This is a genomic window from Streptomyces sp. NPDC005774 (assembly GCF_042871645.1).
Taxonomy (GTDB): Bacteria; Actinomycetota; Actinomycetes; order Streptomycetales; family Streptomycetaceae; genus Streptomyces; species Streptomyces pratens.
Genome location: NZ_JBIAIV010000020.1, coordinates 16,844 through 41,046, shown reverse-complemented (window position 1 = coordinate 41,046; position 24,203 = coordinate 16,844). Strand labels below are relative to the sequence as shown.

General features: G+C 71.7%; 20 protein-coding genes and 2 pseudogenes. 13 read left to right on the top strand and 9 right to left on the bottom strand.

Translation table 11 applies throughout. From position 1 onward, the window contains the following. Position 1: 1 nt before the first annotated feature. The gene (locus ACFYQA_RS19630) at positions 2-334 is read right to left on the bottom strand and encodes a putative quinol monooxygenase (protein WP_388919113.1); all 333 of its coding nucleotides are present in this window, start codon (positions 332-334) and stop codon (positions 2-4) included. A 602-nt stretch (positions 335-936) separates the two neighbouring features. Then, positions 937-1,395 (bottom strand): DoxX family protein, encoded by a 459-nt coding sequence (locus ACFYQA_RS19625; protein ID WP_386394959.1) that lies wholly within the window; start codon positions 1,393-1,395, stop codon positions 937-939. Positions 1,396-2,148: 753 nt separating this feature from the next. On the opposite strand from ACFYQA_RS19625, the gene ACFYQA_RS19620 reads away from it, so the two are divergent. The 3 genes from ACFYQA_RS19620 to ykgO all read left to right on the top strand — a co-directional run bounded on the left by ACFYQA_RS19620 (position 2,149) and on the right by ykgO (position 3,270). Continuing rightward, a complete protein-coding gene (locus tag ACFYQA_RS19620) occupies positions 2,149-2,592 on the top strand; it encodes a hypothetical protein (protein WP_388919110.1) in 444 nt (147 codons plus the stop codon). A 304-nt stretch (positions 2,593-2,896) separates the two neighbouring features. Next, positions 2,897-3,061 (top strand): 50S ribosomal protein L33, encoded by a 165-nt coding sequence (gene rpmG / locus ACFYQA_RS19615; protein ID WP_388919108.1) that lies wholly within the window; start codon positions 2,897-2,899, stop codon positions 3,059-3,061. Between the two features lie 86 nt (positions 3,062-3,147). Continuing rightward, on the top strand, positions 3,148-3,270 hold the full coding sequence (ykgO, locus tag ACFYQA_RS19610) for a type B 50S ribosomal protein L36 (protein WP_006130958.1): 123 nt from the start codon (positions 3,148-3,150) through the stop codon (positions 3,268-3,270). A gap of 176 nt (positions 3,271-3,446) precedes the next feature. Here the strand turns inward: ykgO and ACFYQA_RS19605 are convergent, their stop codons facing one another. From ACFYQA_RS19605 to ACFYQA_RS19595, 3 genes are all read right to left on the bottom strand, one after another. After that, complete coding sequence (locus ACFYQA_RS19605) at positions 3,447-3,854, bottom strand: DUF4190 domain-containing protein (protein ID WP_386394955.1); 408 nt, start codon at positions 3,852-3,854, stop codon at positions 3,447-3,449. A 25-nt stretch (positions 3,855-3,879) separates the two neighbouring features. Further along, complete coding sequence (locus tag ACFYQA_RS19600) at positions 3,880-4,752, bottom strand: hypothetical protein (RefSeq protein ID WP_388919104.1); 873 nt, start codon at positions 4,750-4,752, stop codon at positions 3,880-3,882. Positions 4,753-5,027: 275 nt separating this feature from the next. After that, the gene (locus tag ACFYQA_RS19595) at positions 5,028-5,450 is read right to left on the bottom strand and encodes a DUF6003 family protein (protein ID WP_388919102.1); all 423 of its coding nucleotides are present in this window, start codon (positions 5,448-5,450) and stop codon (positions 5,028-5,030) included. Between the two features lie 368 nt (positions 5,451-5,818). Here ACFYQA_RS19595 and ACFYQA_RS19590 point away from each other — a divergent pair, with 368 nt between their 5' ends. Continuing rightward, on the top strand, positions 5,819-6,544 hold the full coding sequence (locus tag ACFYQA_RS19590) for a VOC family protein (RefSeq protein ID WP_388919100.1): 726 nt from the start codon (positions 5,819-5,821) through the stop codon (positions 6,542-6,544). A gap of 88 nt (positions 6,545-6,632) precedes the next feature. Here ACFYQA_RS19590 and ACFYQA_RS19585 read toward each other — a convergent pair. Then, positions 6,633-7,013 (bottom strand): annotated as a pseudogene (locus ACFYQA_RS19585) (CPBP family intramembrane glutamate endopeptidase); the annotation flags it as partial. A 310-nt stretch (positions 7,014-7,323) separates the two neighbouring features. Between ACFYQA_RS19585 and ACFYQA_RS19580 the strand changes: the two are divergent. The 5 genes from ACFYQA_RS19580 to ACFYQA_RS19560 all read left to right on the top strand — a co-directional run bounded on the left by ACFYQA_RS19580 (position 7,324) and on the right by ACFYQA_RS19560 (position 10,057). Next, on the top strand, positions 7,324-7,677 hold the full coding sequence (locus tag ACFYQA_RS19580) for a sortase-dependent protein (protein ID WP_388919098.1): 354 nt from the start codon (positions 7,324-7,326) through the stop codon (positions 7,675-7,677). After that, positions 7,674-8,288, top strand: a complete 615-nt coding sequence (locus ACFYQA_RS19575; RefSeq protein ID WP_388919096.1) for a class F sortase — start codon at positions 7,674-7,676, stop codon at positions 8,286-8,288. Before ACFYQA_RS19580 ends, ACFYQA_RS19575 begins: the two co-directional genes overlap by 4 nt. Positions 8,289-8,390: 102 nt before the next feature. Then, positions 8,391-8,882, top strand: a complete 492-nt coding sequence (locus ACFYQA_RS19570; protein ID WP_388919094.1) for an RNA polymerase sigma factor — start codon at positions 8,391-8,393, stop codon at positions 8,880-8,882. Then, a complete protein-coding gene (locus tag ACFYQA_RS19565; protein WP_388919092.1) occupies positions 8,866-9,321 on the top strand; it encodes a hypothetical protein in 456 nt (151 codons plus the stop codon). Before ACFYQA_RS19570 ends, ACFYQA_RS19565 begins: the two co-directional genes overlap by 17 nt. Before the next feature lie 457 nt (positions 9,322-9,778). Next, entirely contained in the window at positions 9,779-10,057 is a 279-nt protein-coding gene (locus tag ACFYQA_RS19560; RefSeq protein WP_388919090.1) for a hypothetical protein, read from the top strand. A 129-nt stretch (positions 10,058-10,186) separates the two neighbouring features. Here ACFYQA_RS19560 and ACFYQA_RS19555 read toward each other — a convergent pair. Both ACFYQA_RS19555 and ACFYQA_RS19550 read right to left on the bottom strand, forming a co-directional pair. Then, positions 10,187-10,404, bottom strand: a pseudogene (locus ACFYQA_RS19555) (IS5/IS1182 family transposase); the annotation flags it as partial. A 240-nt stretch (positions 10,405-10,644) separates the two neighbouring features. Next, a complete protein-coding gene (locus ACFYQA_RS19550; RefSeq protein WP_386394940.1) occupies positions 10,645-11,544 on the bottom strand; it encodes an NAD-dependent protein deacetylase in 900 nt (299 codons plus the stop codon). A gap of 443 nt (positions 11,545-11,987) precedes the next feature. Between ACFYQA_RS19550 and ACFYQA_RS19545 the strand changes: the two genes are divergently transcribed. From ACFYQA_RS19545 to ACFYQA_RS19530, 4 genes are all read left to right on the top strand, one after another. Beyond that, positions 11,988-12,263 carry a hypothetical protein gene (locus ACFYQA_RS19545; RefSeq protein ID WP_388919087.1) on the top strand — a complete coding sequence of 92 codons (276 nt, stop codon included), beginning with the start codon at positions 11,988-11,990 and terminating at the stop codon, positions 12,261-12,263. Between the two features lie 58 nt (positions 12,264-12,321). Further along, on the top strand, positions 12,322-12,543 hold the full coding sequence (locus tag ACFYQA_RS19540) for a hypothetical protein (protein WP_388919084.1): 222 nt from the start codon (positions 12,322-12,324) through the stop codon (positions 12,541-12,543). Between the two features lie 248 nt (positions 12,544-12,791). Further along, a complete protein-coding gene (locus ACFYQA_RS19535; protein WP_386394939.1) occupies positions 12,792-13,301 on the top strand; it encodes a hypothetical protein in 510 nt (169 codons plus the stop codon). Positions 13,302-13,448: 147 nt separating this feature from the next. Continuing rightward, positions 13,449-14,876 carry a flotillin family protein gene (locus ACFYQA_RS19530; RefSeq protein WP_388919081.1) on the top strand — a complete coding sequence of 476 codons (1,428 nt, stop codon included), beginning with the start codon at positions 13,449-13,451 and terminating at the stop codon, positions 14,874-14,876. A 464-nt stretch (positions 14,877-15,340) separates the two neighbouring features. On the opposite strand, the gene ACFYQA_RS19525 is transcribed toward ACFYQA_RS19530, so the two are convergent. Continuing rightward, entirely contained in the window at positions 15,341-24,040 is an 8,700-nt protein-coding gene (locus ACFYQA_RS19525; protein WP_388919078.1) for a type I polyketide synthase, read from the bottom strand. Between the last annotated feature and the right edge of the window lie 163 nt (positions 24,041-24,203).

Genomic DNA, 24,203 nt, shown 5'->3' with positions numbered 1-24,203 from the left:
GTCACTCCCGCTCGGGGACGCTCATCTCACCCAGGAGCGACCAGTCGTCCTGCGCGACCGTCGCGTTCACGATGCGGGGCGTCTCGGCCAGGTGGGGCGGCAGGGTCCGCTGCGCGGCCCTGAAATGCTCGGAGTGCACATGGGCCGCCCCCGCCTCGTCGTTGCGGAAGGCCTCGACCAGGACGTATTCCGTCGGGTCATCGAGGCTGCGGGACCAGTCGAACCACAGACAGCCGGGCTCGTCCCGGGTGGCCGAGGTGAAGTCCGCGGCGATCCCCGGCCACTCGTCGGCGTATTCGGGGCGTACCCGGAACTTGGCGGTGATGAAGATCATTCTGTCTCCCTCGTCATTCTCCGGCGCGGTCGCGCCCTCTGGCGCGGCGCTCTTCGCGTCCGGGCGCATCCGACGGGCGAACCCTGCCACAGAGCCTGCCACCTCGCCTGTCCTGCCACCCCGACCTCGCGGTGCGTGTCGATGACGTCGCCCGCCACACCGACCGGCTCCGCCGGCACAGCGGTGATCAGCGCCAAGGGGCTCGGAGGCCACCGGGGCGCTGATCATGGCCGGTGGCAGTCCGCCACGATGGCCCGGTGACGTCACTTCTCGTCCGGATCGATCAGGCATACCGGGCACGCGCGTTCCCGGAGCCACGACTCCCCCTCGCTTGGGCGCGGATCGCCGCGGATCACATGGGCCGCCCATCCTCGTGGGGAGGAGTGACTGCGGCCGCCCATGCGCGCGGGCGCGGGGCGGTCGGGGCGGAACTCGCCACAGGGTGCCCGGTGAGATGGTTCCGCCCGACCGGCCGGCGTGCGGCGCCCACCACGCGTGGACACCGCAGAGGGGCCTCGATCCGGCCGTCGGTGCGCCGGAGGCGCAGCCGCTTCGGATGCGGCACGGAGACCCTGTGCCGGACGTCCTCGTCCTGGTGCCGCCTACTCGCCCACCCGCTGCGCGGGCTCCGGGCGAGCAGACCGCCGGACGTCGGTTTCCCCCCGGCCCATGAGGCCCGACAGGGACAGGGCACCCGGCCCGAAGAACACGATGAGCAGGAATCCCCAGCAGAAGAGCGCGGGGGCGAGGCCACCGTTCTGCAGCGGGAACAGACCGTCCTTCTGGTGCTCCGTGAAGTAGGCGAAGGCCATGATGCCCGAGCTGACGAAGGCCGCGCTGCGCGTCGTGACTCCGAAAAGGATGAGGACGCCACATGCCAGCTCGATCACCCCGGCGTACCAGAACGGCCAGTCGCCCACCGGGCTGGCCGTTCGGTCCAGCACCCCGAAGACCGTAGCGGCGCCCTCACTGGCGAACAGCAGACCCAGGACCATACGGAACAGGCCCAGTACGAGGGGCTGGCGGCTCGTCAGCCGGTCGCTGATGCGTGCGGTGCTCATCGGGCACTCCTTGAAGATGTTGCTGCGCGTCGGGTGCTTCGGGCTATGGGGAATTCTGGTGTGCGTGTCTTCCCGCACTCCCTACGCATGCGCGGCCCGGCGGGTTCAGGCGTATCGCAAGGTTCTTGCACATCATCACGTTCCGTTTCCCTGAAGGCATGGTCGCCCCAGGTCTCGAAACGGGAATGCAGGCCTGTCGTCCGACAAGCCCTTCCACCGAACGGGCGCGCACGAGACGGAGGACGAGCCTGTGGATCACGGACCGAAGACAGGGCACGGCCAGTGGTGCCCAGGGCGTGAGGTCTCCGGCACGGGCATTGCACAGGGCGATGAAGGCGATGGTGCGCTCGTCCTGGTGCCCGGCCCGTACCGAAAGCGTCAGCGGCCGGAGCACGCCACGACCGGGCAGACCTCGCCGAGGCCGAACCGGACACGATGCACAAGGTGCGGCCGTCGGTGTTCGGGCAGGGCCCAGAACTGGTCCCTGGTGCGATGGACCCGAACATTGCACGGACGAACGTCATGGCCGTGGTGACCTCCTGGCTGCCGAAACCCGTGTGCAGGGCTCGAAGGAGCGGACGGGAGGCTGTTTCAGCGGCCTGGCGACGACAGCGCGCCCGGAGCGGGGCCGCCCAGGGCCTGGCGGCCACGTCTCCGGCTGCCGGGCCCCACCCCTGCTCACATCCGCCCCGCACACGGCTTGCCCCGAACGCCGCAGCCTTCTCCGGCCCTGCCCGGGGAACCCGTCTTCGTATGAACACCAACGCGCAGCACCCCTCCCCTGAGCACCGGCGCCCGGACGGCGTTTCCGACACGACGGTCAAAGCCCTGGGAGGGCTGTCGAAGGCGCTGGAGACGGCCGAACGGGCCCGTGGTGCGCTCTATACGTTCCATCAGCTGACCGGCAGCGCCGACCTCGGCCTTGACGACGCGGTGCGCCTGCTCCGCGAGGCCGGCCACGAGGAGCAGGCCGACCGGGTGGAGCGTGAGATCCTCGGCCGCAACGTGATCCCGGGGCACTGGACCTTCCAGATCGTCGAGGCGTACAACGCCACGTACTACCGGCCCTTCCAGCAGATCGAGCAGGAGATCCGGCAGGAACTGGCAGAGGGACGCGATCACCTGTACGAGGCGGAGATGAAGGAGGCCCGTCGTACCCGGAACCACCCCGACCACGCTGCCCGCCCCGCCACCTGACCCTCGCGACCGGTGCCGAAGGCCCGGTGGACGGCGCTGACACAGTGTCCCCGGGCCTCACCCATGGCCTGCGGGGACGATTGTTCGGCTGAAGCCCTGCAGAGCCCTTCGCCGCGTAGGCGACAGTCCTCCACGATCATTTGCACGTGGTTTCGGTCCGCCCGGCGAGGTGCCGGGCACGGAGCGGGCGGCGGTCCCGGCCCGCTGAGCGTGGGATGCGGAATACAGCGCCCGCCGACGCTGTTGTCCGTCATGTCTGGCATGCCCGAGTCAACGGCTCGGGCGGTGGCGAAAGGAGCACCTCATGGCACGCAGCACTGCACGGCCGGTCGTCAAGCTGAAGTCGACAGGAGGTACGGGAGTCACCTACGTGACCCGCAAGAACCGTCTGAACGACCCCGACCGGCTGGTCCTGCGGAAGTACGACCCGGTTGCCGGTGAGCACGTCCTCTTCCGCGAAGAGCGATGACACCTGCCTCCGCCGCCCTACGGCGGAGGCCCCGAGGGGGAACCGAGGCTGACGCCCCTCGTTCGACCTCGTGGAAGGAGACCCTGATGAAGGTACGCAAGTCCTTGCGCTCGCTGAAGGCCAAGCCGGGTGCCCAGGTGGTACGCCGGCGGGGCGTGACGTTCGTGATCAACAAGAAGGATCCGCGTTTCAAGGCCCGCCAGGGCTGACGAGCCGCTTCGCCCCCCCGGACGGCCCGGTACCGCGAGCGCGGTACCGGGCCGTCCGGGGGGCCGGCGGGGGAGTGGAGCGGGAGGCCGGCCGCCGCTCAACCGGCGCTCACGCGGCGCCGTCGAAGAAGACCCGCACCTTCCGGGGGAGTCCCTCCCGGCCCTGCCCCCGGGGCTCACCGGTTGTCGACGTCCCGGTCGAAGTCCTTCGCGCACTGCTGCCGGTCGGCTTCGGTGTCGGCGTGCTCGACACAGTCGGTGTAGCTCTTGAATTCGTCGCTGTTGAACACGGCCGCGCCCACGGCCAGGAGCACCGATGAGGTGATGAGTACGAGCGCGCCGATCACCGCGCCGATCACGGACATCGTTCCATTGGTGGCCACGCCGTGCTTCTTGCGCCGGTAGCCGATCACTCCGAAGATCAGCGCCAGCAGGCCGAGCACGATCCCGCCGATCACGGTCCAGAACAGTACGGCGCCGACCAGTCCCAGAACCAGGGCCGCGATACCGAAGCCGTTGCGGCGCTCACCCGGACCGGCGGGCCCGCCCTGCGACCCCCCGTGGTGTCCTTGCGTCGATGTCATGGTCGCTCCTTCGGTACGAGACGGATCAGTCCTGCTTTTGGCTGCCTTCGAGGGCCTTCTGGGTCAGGTCGGTGACCTGCCGGGACGGCGGTGCCTCTGCCTCCACGTCCGTACCGAAATCGCTGAACTCCATGACGGTGCGCACCTTTGCAGACTGAGGGGACGGCGAGGCCCGGTCCGGGGCACCGCTCTCCGTGGGAGCCTTGAGCGTCATGTCGATCTGCTGCCGCCGGATGCGGCCGTCGTCGTCGAGCCACACGTCCATCGGCAGCGTCGGACCGAGTTGTTGCCGCAGAGTGGCCCCGTTGGGGAGTTCGGCGACGTCGACGGCGACCCGGTAGTGGGTGGTGTTCACCTCGCCGACTTTGGCGGTGCCCTTGCGGGTGACGTCCTTGTCGTCGATCGCCTTGGCGAACGCGGCCGCCTGGGCGGGATCGTTCACGGACTGGTCCCCGCCTCCCTGGCGCTCGGCGACCTTCTGTAAGTCGATCTTGATCCACGGCTTGCCGCCCGGGGTCTCACTCCGGGGAAGCTTCTGGTAGAGCACCTGATCGACTACCCGCTGTTCCATGCGCTCGCCCTGCGCGCTGAGGGTCATGGCGCTGTCACCGTCCTCCAGGTCGACGGTTCCCCGGCCGTTCGCCGTCACTGAGGTGCCGTCGGCCGAGGTCTGCACGCGCAGCGTCACCCGCGCGGTGTCCTGCTCGGCCGTCCTGTCGTAGGCGGAACGGACGGCCTCCGTGCCCTGCTCCCGAGCGCTGGACGTCTCCTTCCCCGCGGACCGGTCCTTCCCCTCCGGGGAGTCGCCGCCGTTGCCGCAACCGACCAGCACGGTGCCGGCCAGAACACCGGCCACGGTCGCCGTGCCCACCCGGATGCTGCCGTTTGACCTGACCATGTGATGTGTCTCCTCTCAGGTGTGCGTATGCCGGCCCACCGCGGTGCCGACATGACGTCCCGACTGCCCCTGTTTGCAACGAAAACACCTTCGAAGGTTAATATTTGACGTGGTGTCACCACGCCTGCCGGCGCGAGGGCACCCCTGCGCGGCCGGGACGGCCGGAGGGCGGCCACCGGCTTGTGGCGCGCCGTCGTCGGCCGGGGCCCAGGGCCTGTCCGGCGGATCAAGTCGAATGTGGGCGTCGACGCGAGGGGGGTCCGGCGGGGACGGTGTCAGTGCGTCAACGCCTTGACGACGGACAGGTCTTCACCGGTCAGTTCCGCGATGCGGTGCGCCGGCACCCCGGCTGCCAGGGCACGGGCGAGCAGCGCGTCCCTGCCGTCCGCGCGGGAACGGTAGGCCAGCAGTTCCTCCTCCAGCCGGGCGACGTGGTGCGGCGCGGCATACCGGCGTACGCGGCTCAGCTCCTCCTCCCCGAGAGGGACGGGCAGCCGCTCGGCATCGTCGGGAAGGGCTGCCGTCTCCTCGGGCGGCAGCAGCCGAAGTCCGGGGGACGTCGCGGTGACCCCCTGCGCTTGCAGCCATGCCCGGACCGCGGGGGTCTCCATACAGGCCAGTTCCCCGACGGCCGCGGGGGGCACGCCGAGCGTCACGGCCGTGCCGTTCAGCAGGACGAGGTAGGCGTCATCGGTCATCCTCGGGTCCTTACGGGAGAAGTTCTTGTCCTGACGGCACCCCCTATACCCCCCATCGGCCGTCTCACGACCACTCCCGGCCGTAGGCCGTCCACGCCTGCCGCGCGGCGGACAGGTGAACACCCGCGTTGTCGAGGACGAGGTCCGCAGGCACGCATCTCGGCCGCGGCCCGCCGTACCCCCACCGACCGGCTCGCCCGGCTCCTGCCCGCGGAGGGCTGTGGCGACGGCGGCGAGCGAAAACGAGTTGACCGGGCGGGGCCACAGGAGCAGGCTCCCCCACGACCTGGACGAAGCCCTGTTGCCGGCCCGCCGCCCGCACGATCGGCGGGTGCGGGCGGCGAGCCGGCGGATCGGATATGCGGAAAATGACGTCTCAGTTCCACGCGCTCTGCTTCGATGCGAACGATCCCTTCCGCCTCTCGCGCTTCTGGGCCGGTGTCTTGGGTTGGGAGACGGCCGACGACTCCGACGGCAGGCCCACTCTCCTGCCGAACGACGACACAGGGTTCCGGCTCCGATTCCTCCCGGCCCGGGAGCAGAAGTCGGGCCAGAACCGGATGCACTTCGACCTGACGAGCACGTCCCTCGACGACCAGCAGCAGGTGGTGGCGAGGGCACTCGGGCTCGGCGCCCGCCACATCGACATCGGTCAACGCCCCGAGGAGGGGCATGTGGTGCTCGCCGACCCCGAAGGCAACGAGTTCTGTGTCATCGAGCCGGGCAACAATTTCCTCGCCGACTGCGGATTCATCGGAGCACTCGCGTGCGACGGATCGCAGGAGGTCGGGTACTTCTGGAGCCGGGCCCTGGGCTGGCCGCTGGTCTGGGACCAGGAGCAGGAGACCGCGATCCGCTCACCGCGAGGCGGCCCGAAGGTGACGTGGGGTGGTCCACCGCTGATGCCGAAGACCGTGAAGAACCGGCTGCACTTCGACCTTGCCCCACCTGCCCACGGTGATCAGCAGGCAGAGGTCGACCGTCTCGTCTCCCTCGGGGCGACGCGCATCGACATCGGCCGGGGCGAGGCCGGTCGGGTGGTGATGGCCGATCCCGATGGTCATGAGTTCTGTGTGCTGACGCCCCGGGACTGAAGGAGAACGACTACCGCTTCGGATGCGCTTTTGTTCGGTGCATGGCGTCGACCGCGACAGCTCGGCCGGCGTGGAGGGGCGCCGCCAACAGGACGCCGCGGAAGATCAGTTCCTCGGTCACGGCGGCACCGGCCATGAAGCCGAACAGCCCCACCGAACCTGTCGGCGATCCCGGACCGTCGACCTCGTAGTGGCCGAGGACGGCGATGTTGGCGACGACGGCCCCGAACAGCGCCACGCCGATCAGCAGCCCGAGCCCCGTCGCGGTCCAGGCTCCTTCCCGGGCGAACTCCGTGACCGGGCGGTGCTCGGTCAGTGCCACCACCCACCGGTAGACGAGCACGCAGAGCACGGCCGTCAGGACGTCGGCGACGAGCGTCAGCCAGGGATTTCCCTCCACAGCGGCGGCACCCTTGCCGCCGACCGCGCTGACCGCCAGCACGGCGACGAGCTGCCGAACGAATCTCACGAGAATTCCTCACCACGTCCTCAGCAGGAGCACCGCGGACGCACCGACGCTATCGATCGGGCGATCAGGAATCGTCCCCTCACGGTGGACACCTGCTGTAGCTCGCATGGGGACGGGCCCACCACCGCTGCCGTGCCGGCTGCCCCCGAGGACCGGTGAGCAGACCCGTACAAAGGCGCCAATGCATCACGTCCTCAAGGGCTTTGCCTTTCCTTTACAACCCGCGCCCCCGCTGCCTCGTCTCTCCGCACGATTCATGACTGAGCCCGCCGGGCCACCGTGCGGGCGAACCGATGAAAGAGAGCGTTCCATGCGCCGAACTGTTTTCAGTGCCGCGGCACTCGCGTGCACCGCCGTGTTGGCGAGCGCGGTGCCCGCGTTCGCGGACGATCCGACTCCCGTCGCCGAGGCCACAGCGACCCCGATCGAGTCGCCGGCCGAGTCCCCGGAGCCGGAGCCGGAGTCGGCCTCGACACCGGCCGAGGAGGGGAACACGGGCGGGGTCTCCGTCGTACCGAGCGGAGCGCCCGACACCGGTGCTGCGCCGGAGTCGGCGCAGCCCGGATCCGACGCCGGGCTGATCGGCGGGGGAGCCACCGCGGTGCTCGCCGCCGGGGGCGCGGCGGTGTTCCTCGTGCGTCGCCGGCGGGCGACCGGGGCATGACGCCGCTCTCCAGGCGCGCGTTCGTCACCGCGGCGACGGCTTCGTTGCTCGTCGGCTGCGGTGGCGGCGACCGGACCGGCCGGGCCACGGCCGAACACCGGGAGAGCGCGTCACCGTCTTCGCGGCCTCCCGCCAAGGCGACGCGCGCACTTGGGCGTTCGGTCCCCATCGGCTTGGAGATCCCGGCCATCGGGGTCGACACCCCGGTCATGCAACTGGGGTTGGCCCGGGACCGCACGGTGGAGGTTCCCCCGCTCACGGCCGACGACGTGGCGGGCTGGTACCGGCACTCCCCGACGCCCGGCCAGGTCGGCCCGTCGGTGATCCTCGGACACGTCACGGTCGGCGCCCACGGGGACGGTGTCTTCCGCCGTCTCGCGCGGCTGCACCGCAGCGACCGGATCGTGGCACGCCTGGAGAACGGCACGGCGGCGGTGTTCACCGTCGACTCGATCCGGACGGTCGCCAAGGCGGACTTCCCGACGGACGCGGTCTACGGGAACGTGAACCGTCCGGAGTTGCGGCTCATCACATGCGGCGGCCCGCGTACAGGTGAGGAGTACCGCGACAACGTGATCGTCTTCGCCGCACTGAGCTCGGCGAGTCCCTGATCCGTCACGGGGTTCCGGGCCGGTGGGCTGTATACCGGCGGCCCGGAACCCTTCCCCGCGAGTGGCACCGTGTCACCGGTACCACCACGACCATGGAGAGCATTGAAACGGTCCCGTGAGAAGGCAGCGTCCGAGCTGTTCGCCGCCCTCTACCCGCGTCTCGCCGGCTGGTGCCGCCGGCTGGTCGACGACGACGAGACGGCCCACGAGATCGCCTCGGAGGCGTTCACCCGATTGTGGGCCCGCTGGGCATCCGTGACGGAACCGCGGGGCTTCCTCTACGTCACCGCGGCCAACCTCGTCCGGGACCACTGGCGCAAACTCGAGCGCGAACGCAGAGCCGTGCACCGGGTCACCGCGGAAGCCGCCGTCCATCCGCACAGCGAACTCACTGACCCGTCCGTACGCTTGCTCGTGCAGTCACTGCCGGAACGACTGCGCGTCCCGATCCTCCTGCACTACTACGCCGACATGCCGATCCGGGAGGTCTCCGCCGTGACCGGGCGCAAGGAAGGAACCATCAAGGCCGATCTCCACGCGGCCCGTGAACTGCTCCGCGCCCACCTGAGGAGAAGCCTTGATCACATACTCTGACGATGGTCCGGACTTCGAACCCGACGACCCGCTCGCCGTCATCCTGCGGCCGGCCTCCGACTACCTCGGCCCGCCCCCCGGCCGGTACGAGGAGATCCGCCGCGCCGCGGCGCGCCGTCGGCTGATCCGCGCCACGGTCGGAGTCGGTGTGTCATGCGTGGTTGCCGCCCTCGTCGCCCTGCCGCTCCAGTCGGCGACACCGGACCGGCCCGCGTCCCCCACCGTGCCCCTCGCCCCGCCCGTTGTGAGCAGCAGTCCTTCGCCCACCGACACTCCGTCGGTGACCCCCCGGCCCGTCAGCCCGTACCCCAGCGAACAGGCCCGAACCGATGGCCCGGTCACCCCGACGAGCCGGACCACCGCCCTTCCCGGCGCGCCACCGTTGACGGCTACGCCTGAAGCGGCCGAGCCGACCGATCTGCCGGAACCGGGCAGATGAAGACCGGCACCGTCCCCGCGCCGGCGTGATGGACCTGCCCTCCATGGCCGTCTTCCGCGATTTCAACTTCAAGTTGCTCGTCGGGGACTGTAAAATGTTCGGCTCTGTCCCACACGCGGTGGTGACAGAGCGTCATCGCTGATGTGCCTGGTCCGAGCTCCGAGGAGAGCAGTGGCAGGCGCGCCGTCGAGCGGGACGGGCACGGTGTCCACGGTCGTGTCACCCGTGCTGGTCTGGGAGTGTTACTGCCGGCCACGGCAGCCACTTGCCGTTACCACCGCATGTGGGACAGAGCCGTTCGTTTGGCAGACCCTGTCCGTCCCGACTCCACTGGGCGAAGCGCCGTCGGATTGGTTCAGCGGACGGCAGGTAGCGGGTTGCCACGCTGCCGGGTTCCGGCATTGTGGTGCGCTGAGGCTGGTGCGATCATCACGGCAGGAGTGATCAAGGGGGGCACATGTCCGCGTTGTTTCCAGTCGTCAGCATGGTGACAGCACTGGTGTTTGGCGTGGTGGGGGTGCTGGCTCTGGTGACTGGCCGCGTTGTCCTTCCCTGGTTGAGCAGCAGTGTGAGACGACCCGGGATCTGGGGCGCCGGCGCCTTGCTGTCGGCAGGAGCAGTTGCGACCGCGCGCATCATGCCTTTCGAGGTCAACGTGCCGATCATGCTGGGCGGTTTTGTTCTGATAGGGCTGGCGCAGGTTCTTGGGAGTCGGGAGTCCCGGCAGGCCGAGTAACCTCACGCATGGACAGCGGTGGGCAGGTGAGGGCCGCGGCCAGTGCGGCTCGGACACACAATCGTGGAACCGTTCGACGACGGTGACCTGCTTGTTCCTGCAGAGAGGACATCGAGGCCGGCGAACAGGTCAAGCCGCCCGTTGCAGCGCCCGCGGGGCGACGGGTAACCGGGCCGGACTGCACGAACCCTTGGTCGGACGCCTGGCCATGAGGGTGACAGCGGCCCAGCGGCCCCTGTGATCATCGTTTCGGAGTGCTGGACGAGCCGCTCGCGGTCCCGCGCATGCCGACGGGCGTGCATCATCCAGGCCGGTGTCCGTTCGACGACCCAGCGGCGGTCCAGGACGTCGCGCTCATAGCCCTGAACCGGCTCAATGACCCACGGGATGCCGACTCGGTCGGTGCGTCGCTGAACAGGAACCGGGTTTCGCGCGCAAAGCAACGAAGCCGAAGCTTGGCAAGGCGGATGATCCTGGCAGCCAGCGGCTCGGGGTTGCGCGAGGCCGGGTGTGATGCTCTGACGCTGCCCGGCCTGACGGACGGCGACTCGACAGTCGGACTTCGGTTGTCCGACGCGCCGCCCCGCTCAGGCCGTCAACTCGTCGTCGACGGGGATGTTCAGCTGGTCGGCCAGGGTGGTGAGGGCCGTTCCCAGCGGGAGCGCGACCCGGGTGGCGGCGTGCCGGTCGCCCCGGGTGGGGTCCCGGTTGACGATCAGTACGGGCTTTCCGGCCTGGGCCGCCTGGCGGACGAACCGGAGCCCGGACATCACCGTCAGTGAAGATCCCAGGACCAGGAGCGAGGCCGCCTCGCGGACCAGCGTGCGGCAGTGCTCGACCCGCCGCGGCGGAACGGCTTCGCCGAAGAACACCACGTCCGGTTTGAGGATGCCGCCGCAGACCGTACAGGGCAGTACGCGGAAGCCCTCGACCTGTTCGTCGGTGAGGTCGGCGTCACCGTCCGGGTTGATTCCGGCGGCCACCGGCTCGAAGCCCGTATTGGCCTCCTCCAGCCGCCGGGCGAGTTCGCGGCGCGGGCTGAGGGCGCCGCAGGAAAGGCAGACGACCCGGGCAAGGCTTCCGTGGAGTTCCACGACGTCCTCGCTGCCGGAGGCCTGGTGCAGGCCGTCGACGTTCTGGGTGATCACACCGGTGAGCAGGCCGTGCCGCGCGAACGCGGCCACGGCCCGGTGCCCGGTGTTGGGGCGGGCGCGGCCGAAGGTGCGCCAGCCGAGGTGGCTGCGCGCCCAGTACCGGCGCCGGGCCTGGGCGCCGGCGGTGAAGTCCTGGTAGGTCATCGGAGTGTGCCGGCTCAGGCTCCCGCCCTCGCCCCGGTAGTCGGGGATGCCCGACTCCGTGGAGATCCCCGCCCCGCTGAGTACCAGCACCCCGCCGGTGCTCAGCGTCTCGGCGACCGGCTCCAGATCCGTGGTGCCAGGCGACAAGTCCTCGGCAGGGGACCAGCTCAGAGTGGGGCGCATGCGCATACCGCCAGGGTACGGAACAGGCGGCCACCCCTCGCATGTGCCGCTCGTAGGGGCTGCCCGGACGCGTGCGGACAGGCATCGGCCCAGTTGGGTGAGCAGTTCGTTGCACGCCGGTTCGCACCGCCGGCACGCCTCGGCGTACACACGGCAGCGCTCGTGCATGTCCGAATGACGGACGCGCTCCTCCCCGCACGCCGTGCAGAGGGTGACGCAGACTTCGAGCGCGACCGGGCGATGTTGGCGTCGTAACCGGAGTGCCGGGCCAGGACGGCCGCGGTCACGGTGCCGATGACCACTGTGTGATGGTCGCTCCACCGGCCGCCCCGACGTCCCGCCGACAGCTGAAGCGGCCCCGTCGCGATCTGCGCGACCCTATGGAGAGTGAGGTCAGGAAGCGGTGGCGATCGAAGATCCGGGCGAAGATCGAACAGGAGGCCGTGCCCATGGAGGGCCTGGTCGTCTTCACCCGGGCCGCTTCGGCTTCATCGCCGCCCCGTCCCGCCCCGGCGCGGCCGACGATGCTCGGATCCGCGACATCACCCAGGCCCTGCCGCCCCGGGGTCGACCGGCTGTTCACCGCCCGCGATCAAGGTGCCGCCGCCCAGCAGCTTCAGCCGATCGCGGCCGAAGGGCCGTCGGAGATGTACTTCCTGCGTCGAGCGATCCACTTGATAGGAATCGATCGATGTTTTCGGTTCCTCGCCGTGCTTCCCGTGTGACGCGCCTTGTCGACGGCTTCGGCAAAAGGTGTCAGGTGCCGGGCGGAACCTCCGGACGGTGCGAACGGTCTCAGCGCGCTCGGCCGGTGGATGGTTCGTCCGGAAGGTGAAGCACTCCTGGCGGGAAGGGGGCAGGCCGGAAAGGTGGGACCGGCACCTGGTCCTGGACGCGATCTTCTCCCTGGTCCGCGGCGGGATCACCCGGCGGGCCCCGTCGGCCGGACGACACCCGCAGCCCCGCCCCGCGTTCGGCCCATGGGCGTCGATCCTGCCGGAGTAGAGCAACGGCTGCGTGCCGCCCGGCGCCCCACCGTGCCCCGGGCCGAGACGTGGGGGGCCGTGGGCATCTCGTCTCGCGTCCACGTAACCTGTACCGCGGCCGGAGCGGGAGCGGAACCCCGGCGTCCGTCGGAAGACGGCATCAAGAACGCGTAAAGATTGCCGGGTTCTGGCAATGTGCCTGGGCCAGGTCGCATGAGAGCATGCGGATGCGGATGCGGGAGATCATCGAGTGAAAGCGGGGCCCGAATGGACTGGTTTGTGGGTCTCGGTATCGCGGGACTGCTTCTGCTGCTGTTCTCGTTGATCTTCGACGGGATCCTGGAAGGCGTGTTCGGCGGCGTGTTGGACGGGCTGTTCGACGGGCTCCTGTCGCTGCCGGTCATCGCCGGGTTCGTGTCCATGCTCGGCTTCGGCGGCGCGATCGTCCTCGGCACGACGGACCTGGGGACCACTGGAGCGACGGCGGTCGGTGTGGTGGCCGGGACGGCCGCGGGGTGGCTGACCTGGAAGCTCAGCCGTGCCCTCATGCGGGACCAGACCGCTGCCACCCCGCGCGGCGGCGATCTCGTCGGCACCTCCGGCTCCGTGGTGACCGCCATCCCGGCCCAGGGGTACGGAGAGGTGCTGGTGTATCTCGCCGGACAGCCGCTGAAGCTGGCCGCGAAGAGCTCAGGGCCCGTCGCGCGGGGCGTCGAGGTCTGGGTGGAGTCCGCGCTGTCCGCGACATCGGTGGCGGTCCGGCCGGTCGAGCGCTGACCGGTACGTCACCGCAGCGCGCCGCCCACCCGCCCGGGCCTTCCGTTCCCGCGGTCGCCGTATGTCCCGTGTTCCGCATTGCCCACGTTCATGTCCGATCCGAACCGCATCGCCGTCCCCCGGGAGGGCTGAGGGGATTTCACACATATGAGCTCTGTACTGATAGCAGTGGTAGGAGTCGTCGTACTCCTGGTCCTGCTGGCCCTCGTGGTGGTCACCCGCTACAAGGTCGCGGGCCCCAGCGAGGCGTTCATCGTCACCGGCCGGCGCGGCAAGCAGTCCACCGACCCCGAGACCGGCCGGATCTTCACCGACAACAGCGGCCAGAAGGTCGTGGTCGGCGGCGGTGTCTTCGTCGTGCCCTTCGTCCAGCAGAAGTTCACCCTCGAACTGTCCAGCCGGCACATTCCGATCGCTGTCCGGGGCGCGGTCACCCTGCGCGGGGTGAAGGCAAACCTCGAGGGTGTCGCCATCGTCAAGGTCGGCGGCACCGAGGACTCGATCCGCGCCGCGGCCCAGCGCTTCCTCGACCAGCAGGACGGCATCGTCGGGTTCACGCAGGAAGTGCTCTCCGGCGCACTGCGCTCCATCGTCGGGCGCATGTCCGTCGAGGACATCATCCGGGACCGTGCCGCCTTCGCCGGGCAGGTCGCGGAGGAGGCCGAGGCCAGCCTGTCCGGGCAGGGCCTCGTGCTGGACGCCTTCCAGATCCAGGACATCACCACCGAGGGCTCCTACCTGCAGGACCTGGGCCGGCCCGAGGCGGCCCGCGCCAAGCAGGAGGCCGACATCGCCGAGGCCGTTGCCCGGCGCGCCTCCGAGCAGGCCCGGCTCAAGGCGGAGGAGGAGATCGCGATCGCCCAGCGCACCTTCGCCCTGAAGCAGGCCGAGATCAAGGCCGAGACGGACGAGGCCGCCGCCCGCGCCGACGCCGCCGGCCCGCTCGCCGAGGCAGCCCGGCGGCAGGAGGTCCTGCAGGAGCAGGAGAAGGTCGCGGCCCGGCAGGCCGAGCTGACCGACCGCGAACTGGACAGCAAGGTCCGCAAGCCCGCCGACGCCGCCCGCTACCAGGCCGAACAGGAGGCCGAGGCCCGCCGTATCGCCTCGGTCAAGGAGGCCGAGGCGGCCGCCGAGCGGGCACGGCTGACCGGTGAGGGCGAGAAGGCCCACCGCGCGGCGCTCGCCGACGCCGTACGCCTCGAGGGTGACGCCGAAGCCGCCGCGATCGCTGCGAAGGGTTCGGCGGAGGCCGACGCCATGCACAAGAAGGCCGACGCCTTCGAACGCTACGGCGACGCGGCGGTGCTGCAGATGATGGTCGAGGTGCTGCCGCAGGTCGTCGGCAAGGCCGCCGAGCCGCTGGCCGCCGTGGACAAGCTGACCGTCATCTCCACCGACGGCGCGGGGCAGCTCACGCGCACCGTCACCGACAACGTCACCCAGGGCATGGAGCTCCTCAACTCCGCCACCGGCGTCGACCTCGCGCAGCTCCTCCAGGGGCTCACCCAGCGCGGTACGTCGGCGACGCCCGCTCCCGTCGAGCCCGCCAACGGCAAGGTCGACATCTCGGAGTGACATCCCCGGCGCCGGAGCCCGCACGCCCCTCCCGGCGTGCGGGCTCCGACGCGGTGCGTACGACATGGAAGGGCGCGGGCAGCTTCACACCGGACGTCACGACGTCCCCCACACCGTGTCGGTGAAGGGCGCCGGAGGGCTTCGCCACCTCCAGGGCTGGCGGGTGTCCCTCGACCGGCTACCGGAAGAAAGATCCGAAGTGGCCCCACTCCCACCTGTGAAAGCGGGGCCACGGGCGAGCCTCGTCGTGCGGGTGGGAGCGACCTCCTTGTCCGGCGGGCCGGCCGCACGGAGGACGAGATGGATCGCCCCTGATCCCTTGCCGACGCAGGCTGCCACGGTGTGCCGTCGGCAGCCTGTTCGCAGCAGCCTGACCGCGGCACCACCACCACGACTCCCACCCGGCCTCAAACCCGCCCCGGGTGGGATCCCCCGCGTCAAGTCGACAACGCCGTCAAGACGCCTCAAGGGCGACCGGCGTGGTGCTGTCTGCCACCGTCGTCGGCGTCGTCCGGGAGCCCCTGGCCCGCAGCGCTCTCGCCGTCGAGGAGATCGTCACCGGCCATGGACTCCGACCGGTACCAGGCGTCGGGGCGTCGTCGGTCCGGATCGGCCAGCCAGCGGTGGACTGCGAGCGCGGTGGTACGGGCGTGCTCCTCCAATACGGTGAAATGGTCCCCTGGCACGGTGACTTCGGCGTGCGCCAGCCCCCAGACCGGAGCGGGCTCCGCACCGGGCAGCGGATCCCGGGCCCGTACGAAGAGGGTGGGGGAGACGAGCCGCGAGGGCTGCCGGCCGGCGAAGAGTTCGAAGTATCCGGCCATGGCGGTGAGCCGGTCAGGGCCGGCCGGGAGGAACTTTGCCGCCCGGTGCAGCATGTCCGTCGTCATGGCGGAGAGCGCCTGGTCATGGTCGTCACTGCTTGGATAGGTGTCCACCAGGACGACGGCGAGCGGGGCGGAACCCTCGGCTTCCAGCCGCTCGGCCACAGCCTGAGCCACCCAGCCACCGGCCGATCGGCCCACCAGGACCAGCGGTTCGTCACCCGCGGCCGCGCGGACGGTGGCGGTCTGAGCGGTGACGAGGGCGTCCAGCGTGGCCGGCAGTGCCTCCCCGGGGCCGAACCCCGGATGCCGTACCGCCAGGACCGGTCGCAGACCCCGCAGCCCGACGCCGAAGCGCGCGTACTCCCGGGGTCCGGAGAGCGCGCTGAGGGCAGGGAAGCAGACCAGCCGGGGCCCCGCACCGCCCCGTGCGAGCGTGACGGGTTCGAGTGCCGCACCGGGCGCTCCGACGCTGTCGAAGACCGGGCGGAGGCGTGCGGCGATAGTGAGCAGTGCCATGCCGTCCCAGGTCTGCCCCCGGTCGCAGGCGGCGCGGAAGAGCGCCCCCAGGGAATCCGAAGCACCCCCGGCGTCCGGTGCGCTCCCGGCCCGCACCGGGGCTTCCGGCCCATCGGCCGTCTCCGGGCCGCCGGGAACACCGTCGCCCGCCGGTCGACCGGGGCTGCCCGGACGGCCGACGGCATCCGGCGATTCGGAGACGCCAGGTGCGTCAGGGGTGCCGGGCGTGCCGGGGGTGCCGGGAGGAGCCGCCTCCCGGGCGTACCGCTCTGCCAGCTCGGCGGCGACCGCACGCGGAGTCGGGAAGTCGAACAGCAGCGTGGACGGCAGCGTCAGCCCCGTCGACGCCACGAGCAGGTTGCCCAGATCGACCGCGGCCAGGGAGTCGAGCCCCAGGTCCGCCAGCAGGTCGTCCCCGTCGATCGCACCCGCCCCCTCCGGGTGACCCAGTACCGAGGCCGCCAGAGTCCGCACCTCCGTGAGCAACAACCCGCCCCGCTCACCGGGTGAAGCGGCCGCCAGCCGTCGGCCGAGCGGAGCCCCGCCCCCGCCGCCCGCGCCCGCCGTGGCGGAACCGGGCGCCCGGGACCGGCCCGCCGCCGGATCGCCGTAGCCCAGGGCGGCCGGGCCGAAGCGGGCCGCCACCACCACCGGGTCGTCACCGGCCACGGCGGCGTCGAAGAGGGCCAGACCCTCGTCCTTTTCCAGCGGGCCGAATCCTGAGCGGGCCATCCGCCGCAGGTCCGTGTCGGTGAGGTGCGCCATCATGCCCTCGCTCTGCCGCCAGGGACCCCAGACGATCGACGTACCGGGCAGACCGAGACGCCTCCGGTGCCGTGCCAGGGCGTCCAACACACAATTGGCGGCCGCGTAGTTGGCCTGACCGGCGGAGCCGAAGGTACCCGCCACCGAGGAGAACAGCGCGAACATCGCCAGATCGTGTCCCCGGGTCAGCTCGTGCAGGGCGAGGGCGGCGTCCGCCTTGGGCCGCAGCACCCGCTCCAGACGGTCGGCGGTGAGCGCCGGGACGATGCCGTCGTCCAGCACCCCCGCGGCGTGCACCACACCGGTCAGCGGGTGGGCCACCGGCACCGCGTCGAGCAGGGCGGCGAGCGCCGTCCGGTCCGCGACGTCACACGCCCGAACGGTCACCCCGGCGCCTGACCTGCCCAGCTCCGCGACGAGTTCGTCCACCCCCGGAGCGTCCGGTCCACGCCGGCCGGCGAGCAGCAGATGCCGGATGCCGTGGGCGGTGACCAGGTGCCGTGCCACCAGCATGCCCAGGGAACCGGTGCCGCCGGTGACCAGGACGGTGCCCTCCGGATCGAGCCGCCGCCGGGGCCGCCGTTCCTCCGTCGCCTCGGCCACCCGTACCGGCTTCGGTACGTACACCGTGCCCTGTCGTACGGCTGTCTCCGGCGCCGCGGCGGCCAGCAGGGCGGGGAGGAGGCGCCAGGAGTCTGGGTGATCGTCCATGTCGACCAGGGCGAAACGGTCCGGATTCTCCCGCAGGGCCGAGCGGACCAGTCCCCACACCGGTGCGTGGGCCGGTACGGGAGCGCACCCGTCGGATGCGCCGGACCCCCCGGAACCGGCGCCACCGTCGACCGGACCGCCGTCCTCCGGGGCGACGGCGCCGGAGGTGACGAGGACGAGACGGGAGTCCGCCGGGCGCGGTGCGGCGAGCCACTCCCGTACCAGCTCCAGTGCCCAGCCCGCCGCCCACCGCGGCTTTGCCGCAGGGTCCTGCGCACCGCCGGTCGTGGCCGGCGGCGGCGGGCACGGTGCGACGAGGACGGCCGGCGACGTGCCGCCCGCCGCCGGATCGGCGTACACCGGAACGCCGGAGCCCCGGGGCGCGAGCACATCCACCAGCCGTGTACCCGCCGCGCCCAGAACGCCCCACGGAGGCACCGCCGCGGGCACGGGCGGCTCCGGCAGCGGCACCCAGTCCATCCGGTGGAGAACCCCGGTGACCGGCTCCGCCGTTCCCCCTCCGGTACGCGGAAGGGGCCGGAGCGTCAACGAACGTACCGAGACCACCGGCGTGCCCGCCGCGTCGGTCAGCTCCACCCCGGCCCGCCCGTCCGGCCCGGGGGTGATCCTCACCCGCAACCGCCGCGCGGCGGCCGTGTGCAGGCGTACTCCGCTGAAGGCGAACGGCAGGGACACCCCGCCACCGCCCGTCCCGGCACGGTCCGCCGCGCACCCGTCGAGTGCCAGGGCGTGCAGCGCCGCGTCCAGCAGCGCGGGATGCAGGACGAATCCCGGGCCACCCGCGTCCGGGAGCGCAACCCCGGCGGTCTCGGGCAGCGCGACCTCGGCGTACAGCTCGTCCCCGAGCCGCCAGGCGCCACGCAGGCCCCGGAAGGCGGGGCCGTAGCTCAGCCCGTGCCCGGCCAGCCGCTCGTACGGGTCGGCGTCCGGAGCGCCGGCGTGCAGTGGCACCGCGTCCGGCGGTGGCCAGGGCGCGGTGCCGGCCCCGGTGGCAGCCGCTTTGCGGTCCGTCGACTGCTGCTCCGGCACGAGCGTCCCGGAGGCGTGCCGCTGCCAGGGCCGGTCGCCCGCCGGCGTGTGCGGCCGGGAGTGGAAGAGCAGGGCCCGCCGTCCCGCGTCATTGGGCCCGGACACCTTCACCTGCAGCTCGACGGCGCCGTCCGCAGGCAGTGACAGCGGTGTGGTCAGGGCGAGTTCGTCCAGGACGGGCGCGCCGGCCGACTCACCGGCGTGCAGGGCCATCTCCACGAAGGCGGCCGCCGGCAGCAGTACCGCCCCCGCCACCACGTGGTCGGCCAGCCAGGGCTGATGGCGCACCGAGAGCAGCCCGCTCAGCAACAGCCCGTCATCGTCGGCCGTCACGGTGCGGGACGAGAGGAACGGATGGGCCGGGGTGCCCGACGGAGACGTGGACCGATGCCGCGGGGTGGCGTCGAGCCAGTACCGGCGGCGCTGGAAGGCGTACGTGGGCAGGGCGACGCGCCGACCGCCGCGCCCGGCGAAGACGGCCCGCCAGTCCACGGGCACGCCATGGGTGTGCAACGCGGCCACGGTGTCGAGCAAGGCGTCCGCCTCCGGCCGCGCCCCGCGCAGGGTCGGCAGGACCAGAGGCGCCGGAGTCCGCTCACCGCCGGACGCTCCGTCCGTGCCCGTGCCCGTGCCTGTGCCCGTGTCCGTGCCCGCCGATGTCGGGCCGGGCACGGCGAGGCAACCTTCGACCAGGCCGGTGAGCACTCCGCGCGGGCCCAGCTCGACGTAGTGCGCCGCGCCCCGGTCGCGGAGGTGCGCCACCGAATCGGCGAAGCGGACCGGCCGGCGGACGTGGTCCACCCAGAACTCCGGTGCGCTCAGCTCCTCGTCGGTGGCCGCCCGGCCCGATACGGCGCTGACCAGAGGAATGCGCGGAGTGGAGAAGGAGAGGCGCCGCACGACCTCGGCGAAGTCGGCCGACATGGGTTCCATCCGCGCGGAGTGGAAGGCGTGGCTGACCCGCAGTGGCGTCGTGGACCGGCCCCGCTCCCGGAAGTACGCGGCGGTCTCCCGCACCGCGGCTTCGTCCCCGGAGACGACCACCGAAGCGGGACCGTTGACGGCGGCGATCTCCGCCGCACCCCCCGTCTTGGCAAGGTGGGCGGCCACCTCGTCCGCTCCGGCGGCCACGGCGGCCATCGCACCGCCCGGAGGCAGCGCGTCCATCAACCGGCCCCGGGCCGCCACCAGGGTGCAGGCGTCCGTGAGGGACAGCACCCCGGCGGCATGCGCCGCGGCCACCTCGCCCACCGAGTGCCCGGCCACCAGGTCCGGGCGCACACCCCAGGCCTCGAGCAGCCGGAACAGAGCCGTCTCCAGGGCGAAGAGCGCCGGTTGTGCGAACCGGGTCGTGTGCAGGAGCGCGCCCGTCTCCGTGCCGGGACCGGCGAACACGACGTCCAGCAGGGGCACCGGCAGCAAGGGGTCGAGCAGGGAACAGCACTCGTCGAACGACCGGGCGAAACTCGGATGCAGTTCCCGGGACTCGTACAACTCACGTCCCATTCCCACGCGCTGGCTTCCCTGACCGGTGAAAAGGAGGGCCAGCGGGCCCCGGCGGCGGGACGTGCCCGTCCGCACACGGGGCCGGCTTGTGCCTTCCGCCACCACCCGTAGGGAGGTGAGCAGTTCCGCACGGTCCCGGGCCACCACCACGGCCCGGTGCTCGAAGGCCTCGCGGGTGGTGGCGAGCGAGTACCCGATGTCCACCAAGGCCGTGTCCGGGTCGGCGGCCACCCTTTCGTACAGCCGCCGCGCCTGGGCCCGCAGCCCCGGCCCGCTCCTCGCCGACACCGCGACAGCCACGGACGTCGACACGGCCCCGCCGTCGACACGGTCCCTCCCGGCCCCGTCGTCCGCCGCGGAAACCGGCGGCGGAGTGTTCCGGCTCGCCGGGGCCTCCTCGAGCACCACATGGGCGTTGGTGCCGCTGATGCCGAAGGAGGACACCCCCGCCCGGCGCGGGCGGCCCGTTCCCGGCCACTCCACCGACCGGTTCAACAGCGTCATCCGCCCCGACGACCAGTCGACCCGGCGACTCGGTTCGTCGGCGTGCAGCGTACGCGGCAACACGCCGTGCGCCATCGCCTGCACCGTCTTGATCACGCCCGCCACCCCGGCGGCGGCCTGGGTGTGACCGATGTTCGACTTCACCGAGCCCAGCCGGAGCGGACGCTCACGCGTCGCTCGCCCGTACGTCGCCAGAAACGCCTCCGCCTCGATGACATCGCCCAGCCGGGTGCCGGTGCCGTGCGCCTCCACCGCGTCGATGTCCCCCGGAGTCAGTTCCGCGTCCGCGAGGGCCTGCCGGATCACCCGTTGCTGCGCCGGCCCGTGCGGCGCCGTCAGCCCGTTGCTCGCCCCGTCCTGGTTCACCGCCGAGCCGCGCACCACGGCCAGCACCGGAAGCCCGGCACGGCGCGCCTCGGACAACCGGCTCAGCAACAGCATTCCGGCGCCCTCGGCCCACCCCGTGCCGTCGGCGGACGCGCCGAACGCCTTGCAGCGGCCGTCCGGGGCCAGCGCCCGCTGGCGGCTGAACTCCACGAACGACGCGGGCCCCGACATCACCGTGGCCCCGCCGGCCAGCGCGAAGGAACACTCGCCCCGGCGCAGCGCCTGGGCCGCCAGGTGCAGGGCCACCAGGGAGGAGGAACACGCCGTGTCCACCGTGATGGCCGGGCCCTCCAGGCCGAAGGTGTAGGCGATACGGCCCGAGGCGACACTTCCGGCGCTGCCGAGGCCGAGGTAGCCCTCGACATGTTCGGGCACCTCCGTGAGGCGGCCGGCGTAGTCGCTGTACATCAGCCCGACGTACACCCCGGTCGGCGAGCCGCGCAGGGCGTGGGGAACAAGGCCGGCGCGCTCGAAGGCCTCCCACGCCACTTCGAGCAGCAGCCGGTGCTGCGGGTCCATGGCCTGGGCCTCGCGGGGGGAGATGCCGAAGAAGCCGGGGTCGAAGCGGTCCACGTCGGTGAGGAAGCCGCCCTCACGCACATACGTCCGGCCGGACCGACCCGGGTCCGGGTCGTACAGCGCCTCCGTGTCCCAGCCCCGGTCCGTGGGGAACGGGCCGATGGCGTCCCTCCCGTCGGCCACCAGCCGCCACAACTCCTCGGGGGAGGCCACGCCTCCGGGATAGCGGCAGGCCATCCCCACGATCACCACGGGGTCGTCGTCCGGCCGGGCCACGCCACGGGGCGCGATCCCGGCGCCGGACGGTGCGGCGGCACCGGCACTCGCGGCGCTCCGCGAGCGGAGGTGGGCGGCGAGCGCGGCGGCCGTGGGGAAGTCGAAGGCGACGGCCTCGGAGAGCGAGAGGCCGGTCGCCGCCGACAACCGCTCCCGCAGCACGGTCGCCGTCAGCGAGTCCATGCCCAGGTCCCGGAGCGCCGTTGTGGGCTCCACCGCCTCCGCCGTACGGCCGAGCACGGCCGCCGCCTCACTCCGCACCAGGGCCAGCAGGTCGTCCGCCGGACCCCCGGCCGCCGGCGTGCCGAGCGTTCGCGTGGGTCCGTCGGCGAGGGCATGCCGCAGGACCTTTCCGGAGGCGGTACGGGGAATGCGTTGCACCTCGTACAACTCGACGGGCACCTTGAAAGCGGACAGTTCCGCACGACAGGCGGCGAGGACCGACCCCCTGTCCAGCACACCGCCGCCCGGCTCGGGAACCAGATAGCCGACCGGCACCTCACCGAAGACGGGATGCGGGCGTCCGGCCACGGCGGCGTCCGCCACCCCGGGCAGCCTCCGCAGCACCGCCTCCACCTCCGACGGATGGATGTTCGCCCCGCCCCGGATGATCAGCTCACTCACCCGGCCGGTGATCACGATGTCCCCGGAGGCCTCGATCCTGGCCAGGTCGCCGGTGCGGAACCAGCCCTCGCGCAGCACCTCGGCGGTGGCCTCCGGCCTGCCGTGGTAGCCGGCCATGACGCCGGGTCCGCTCACCCACAACTCGCCCTCGCCGGCGTCCCGTCCGTCCGCGCCACCGCCGACCCGGACCCGGGTACCGGGCAGCGCCCGGCCGCACGACCCGGCCTTCGCCGTGTCGCCCGGTGCCGCCATGGTGACAGGGCCCGCCTCGGTGCTGCCGTAGTGCTCCAGATAGGGGGTGCGACAGATCGCCTCGAAGGAATTCCGGAACGCGGGCCCCACCGAAGCACCTGCGCTGACACAGCCCCGCAGCGCGGATGTTCCGAGGCCGCCGCCGGCTTTGTCACCCTCCTCGCGCCGGACCGCGTCGAGCAGCGCCGAATACGTCGTCGGCACCCCGCCGAGGAGGGTATAAGGGGCGTCCGTACGGCGCAGCTCACCGAGCACCTCCGCCACCGAGAACCGGGACGGGAGAGTGGCGCCGGCCCCGGTCGCGGTCACCCCGAGGACGCAGACCACCTGGCTCATGGCATGGTGGAGGGGCAACGGCCAGAGCACCCGGTCCTGTTCGGACATGCCAAGGATGCCGACGAGGCCCGCCGCGACCGGCGAGAGGCGGTTGCGCTGGGTGGACAGGACCCCCTTGGGGGTGCCGGAGGACCCGGAGGTGTAGAGCAGCCACGCCACCTCGTCCAGCCCGAGATCGTCCCGGGCGGGAACCCCGGGCTCCGTACCCGCCAGCTCTTCGTAGGGCAGAGCACCGCCCGCGGCCACGGACTCGTCCGTCAACGTGCCGGAGCCCCCGAACGACGGAGTGTCCCCGTCCTCCTCACCGCCCTCGGCCGTCACCACGATCAGTCCGGGGCGGGACAGCAGTTCTTGATGATGCGTCAGTCGGACCTCATCGGTGATGAGCACACGCGCACCGCAGTCGTCCAGCAGACGGGCCAGCTCCGCCCCCGAGCTCCCGGGATCCAGGGGTACGCCCACTCCGCTCGCCCGGGTGACGGCGAGTAAGCTCTCGACCGCCTCGACGCGGTTGCCGAGCAGGAGGGCCACCCGCTCTCCCCGCGCCAGGCCGAGCCCCGCCAAGTGGCCGGCCAGCCGCCCGGTCCTCCGCTCCAGGTCCCGGTAGGTCCGTCGCGTACGGCGGTCCTGGAAGGCGACCTTCTCCCCGAGGCGCCGGGCATGTTCCCGGAGCGACTCCGGCAGTGGCCTGATGATGTCCGCGTCTGTACTCACTTGCTCGAACCCTCCCATGGACTCGTAGGTGAGGATGGTGGCGCGGTCCACCCGGTTCCCTCGCGACGGCAGCGCCGTGCGGTGCCGGGACGGTCCCGAGGGCTCGCGAAAGCACGTCGACTGCATCAGCAGGCCCTTCGCCCCCTGGGCTCTGCGCGCCAAGGTCGCAGCGTTCACCGAGATCCATCTCGAACGGTGCGTCAGCCCTTCAGAGGCTGGAGCTTCGACGCCGCACACCCAGGAGGAACAAGGTCGACGAGTCGCACCCGTCGGTCATCTCGACCATACCGATCACCCGATCGACCACGCCCCGGGTCAACTGCGGCCCGGGCGCACTGTT

Coding starts and splice junctions, on each gene's coding strand:
- ACFYQA_RS19630 (WP_388919113.1), bottom strand. CDS start 334: ATGATCTTCATCACCGCCAAGTTCCGGGTACGCCCCGAATACGCCGAC.
- ACFYQA_RS19625 (WP_386394959.1), bottom strand. CDS start 1,395: ATGAGCACCGCACGCATCAGCGACCGGCTGACGAGCCGCCAGCCCCTC.
- ACFYQA_RS19620 (WP_388919110.1), top strand. CDS start 2,149: ATGAACACCAACGCGCAGCACCCCTCCCCTGAGCACCGGCGCCCGGAC.
- rpmG (WP_388919108.1), top strand. CDS start 2,897: ATGGCACGCAGCACTGCACGGCCGGTCGTCAAGCTGAAGTCGACAGGA.
- ykgO (WP_006130958.1), top strand. CDS start 3,148: ATGAAGGTACGCAAGTCCTTGCGCTCGCTGAAGGCCAAGCCGGGTGCC.
- ACFYQA_RS19605 (WP_386394955.1), bottom strand. CDS start 3,854: ATGACATCGACGCAAGGACACCACGGGGGGTCGCAGGGCGGGCCCGCC.
- ACFYQA_RS19600 (WP_388919104.1), bottom strand. CDS start 4,752: ATGGTCAGGTCAAACGGCAGCATCCGGGTGGGCACGGCGACCGTGGCC.
- ACFYQA_RS19595 (WP_388919102.1), bottom strand. CDS start 5,450: ATGACCGATGACGCCTACCTCGTCCTGCTGAACGGCACGGCCGTGACG.
- ACFYQA_RS19590 (WP_388919100.1), top strand. CDS start 5,819: ATGACGTCTCAGTTCCACGCGCTCTGCTTCGATGCGAACGATCCCTTC.
- ACFYQA_RS19580 (WP_388919098.1), top strand. CDS start 7,324: ATGCGCCGAACTGTTTTCAGTGCCGCGGCACTCGCGTGCACCGCCGTG.
- ACFYQA_RS19575 (WP_388919096.1), top strand. CDS start 7,674: ATGACGCCGCTCTCCAGGCGCGCGTTCGTCACCGCGGCGACGGCTTCG.
- ACFYQA_RS19560 (WP_388919090.1), top strand. CDS start 9,779: ATGTCCGCGTTGTTTCCAGTCGTCAGCATGGTGACAGCACTGGTGTTT.
- ACFYQA_RS19550 (WP_386394940.1), bottom strand. CDS start 11,544: ATGCGCATGCGCCCCACTCTGAGCTGGTCCCCTGCCGAGGACTTGTCG.
- ACFYQA_RS19545 (WP_388919087.1), top strand. CDS start 11,988: ATGGAGGGCCTGGTCGTCTTCACCCGGGCCGCTTCGGCTTCATCGCCG.
- ACFYQA_RS19535 (WP_386394939.1), top strand. CDS start 12,792: ATGGACTGGTTTGTGGGTCTCGGTATCGCGGGACTGCTTCTGCTGCTG.
- ACFYQA_RS19530 (WP_388919081.1), top strand. CDS start 13,449: ATGAGCTCTGTACTGATAGCAGTGGTAGGAGTCGTCGTACTCCTGGTC.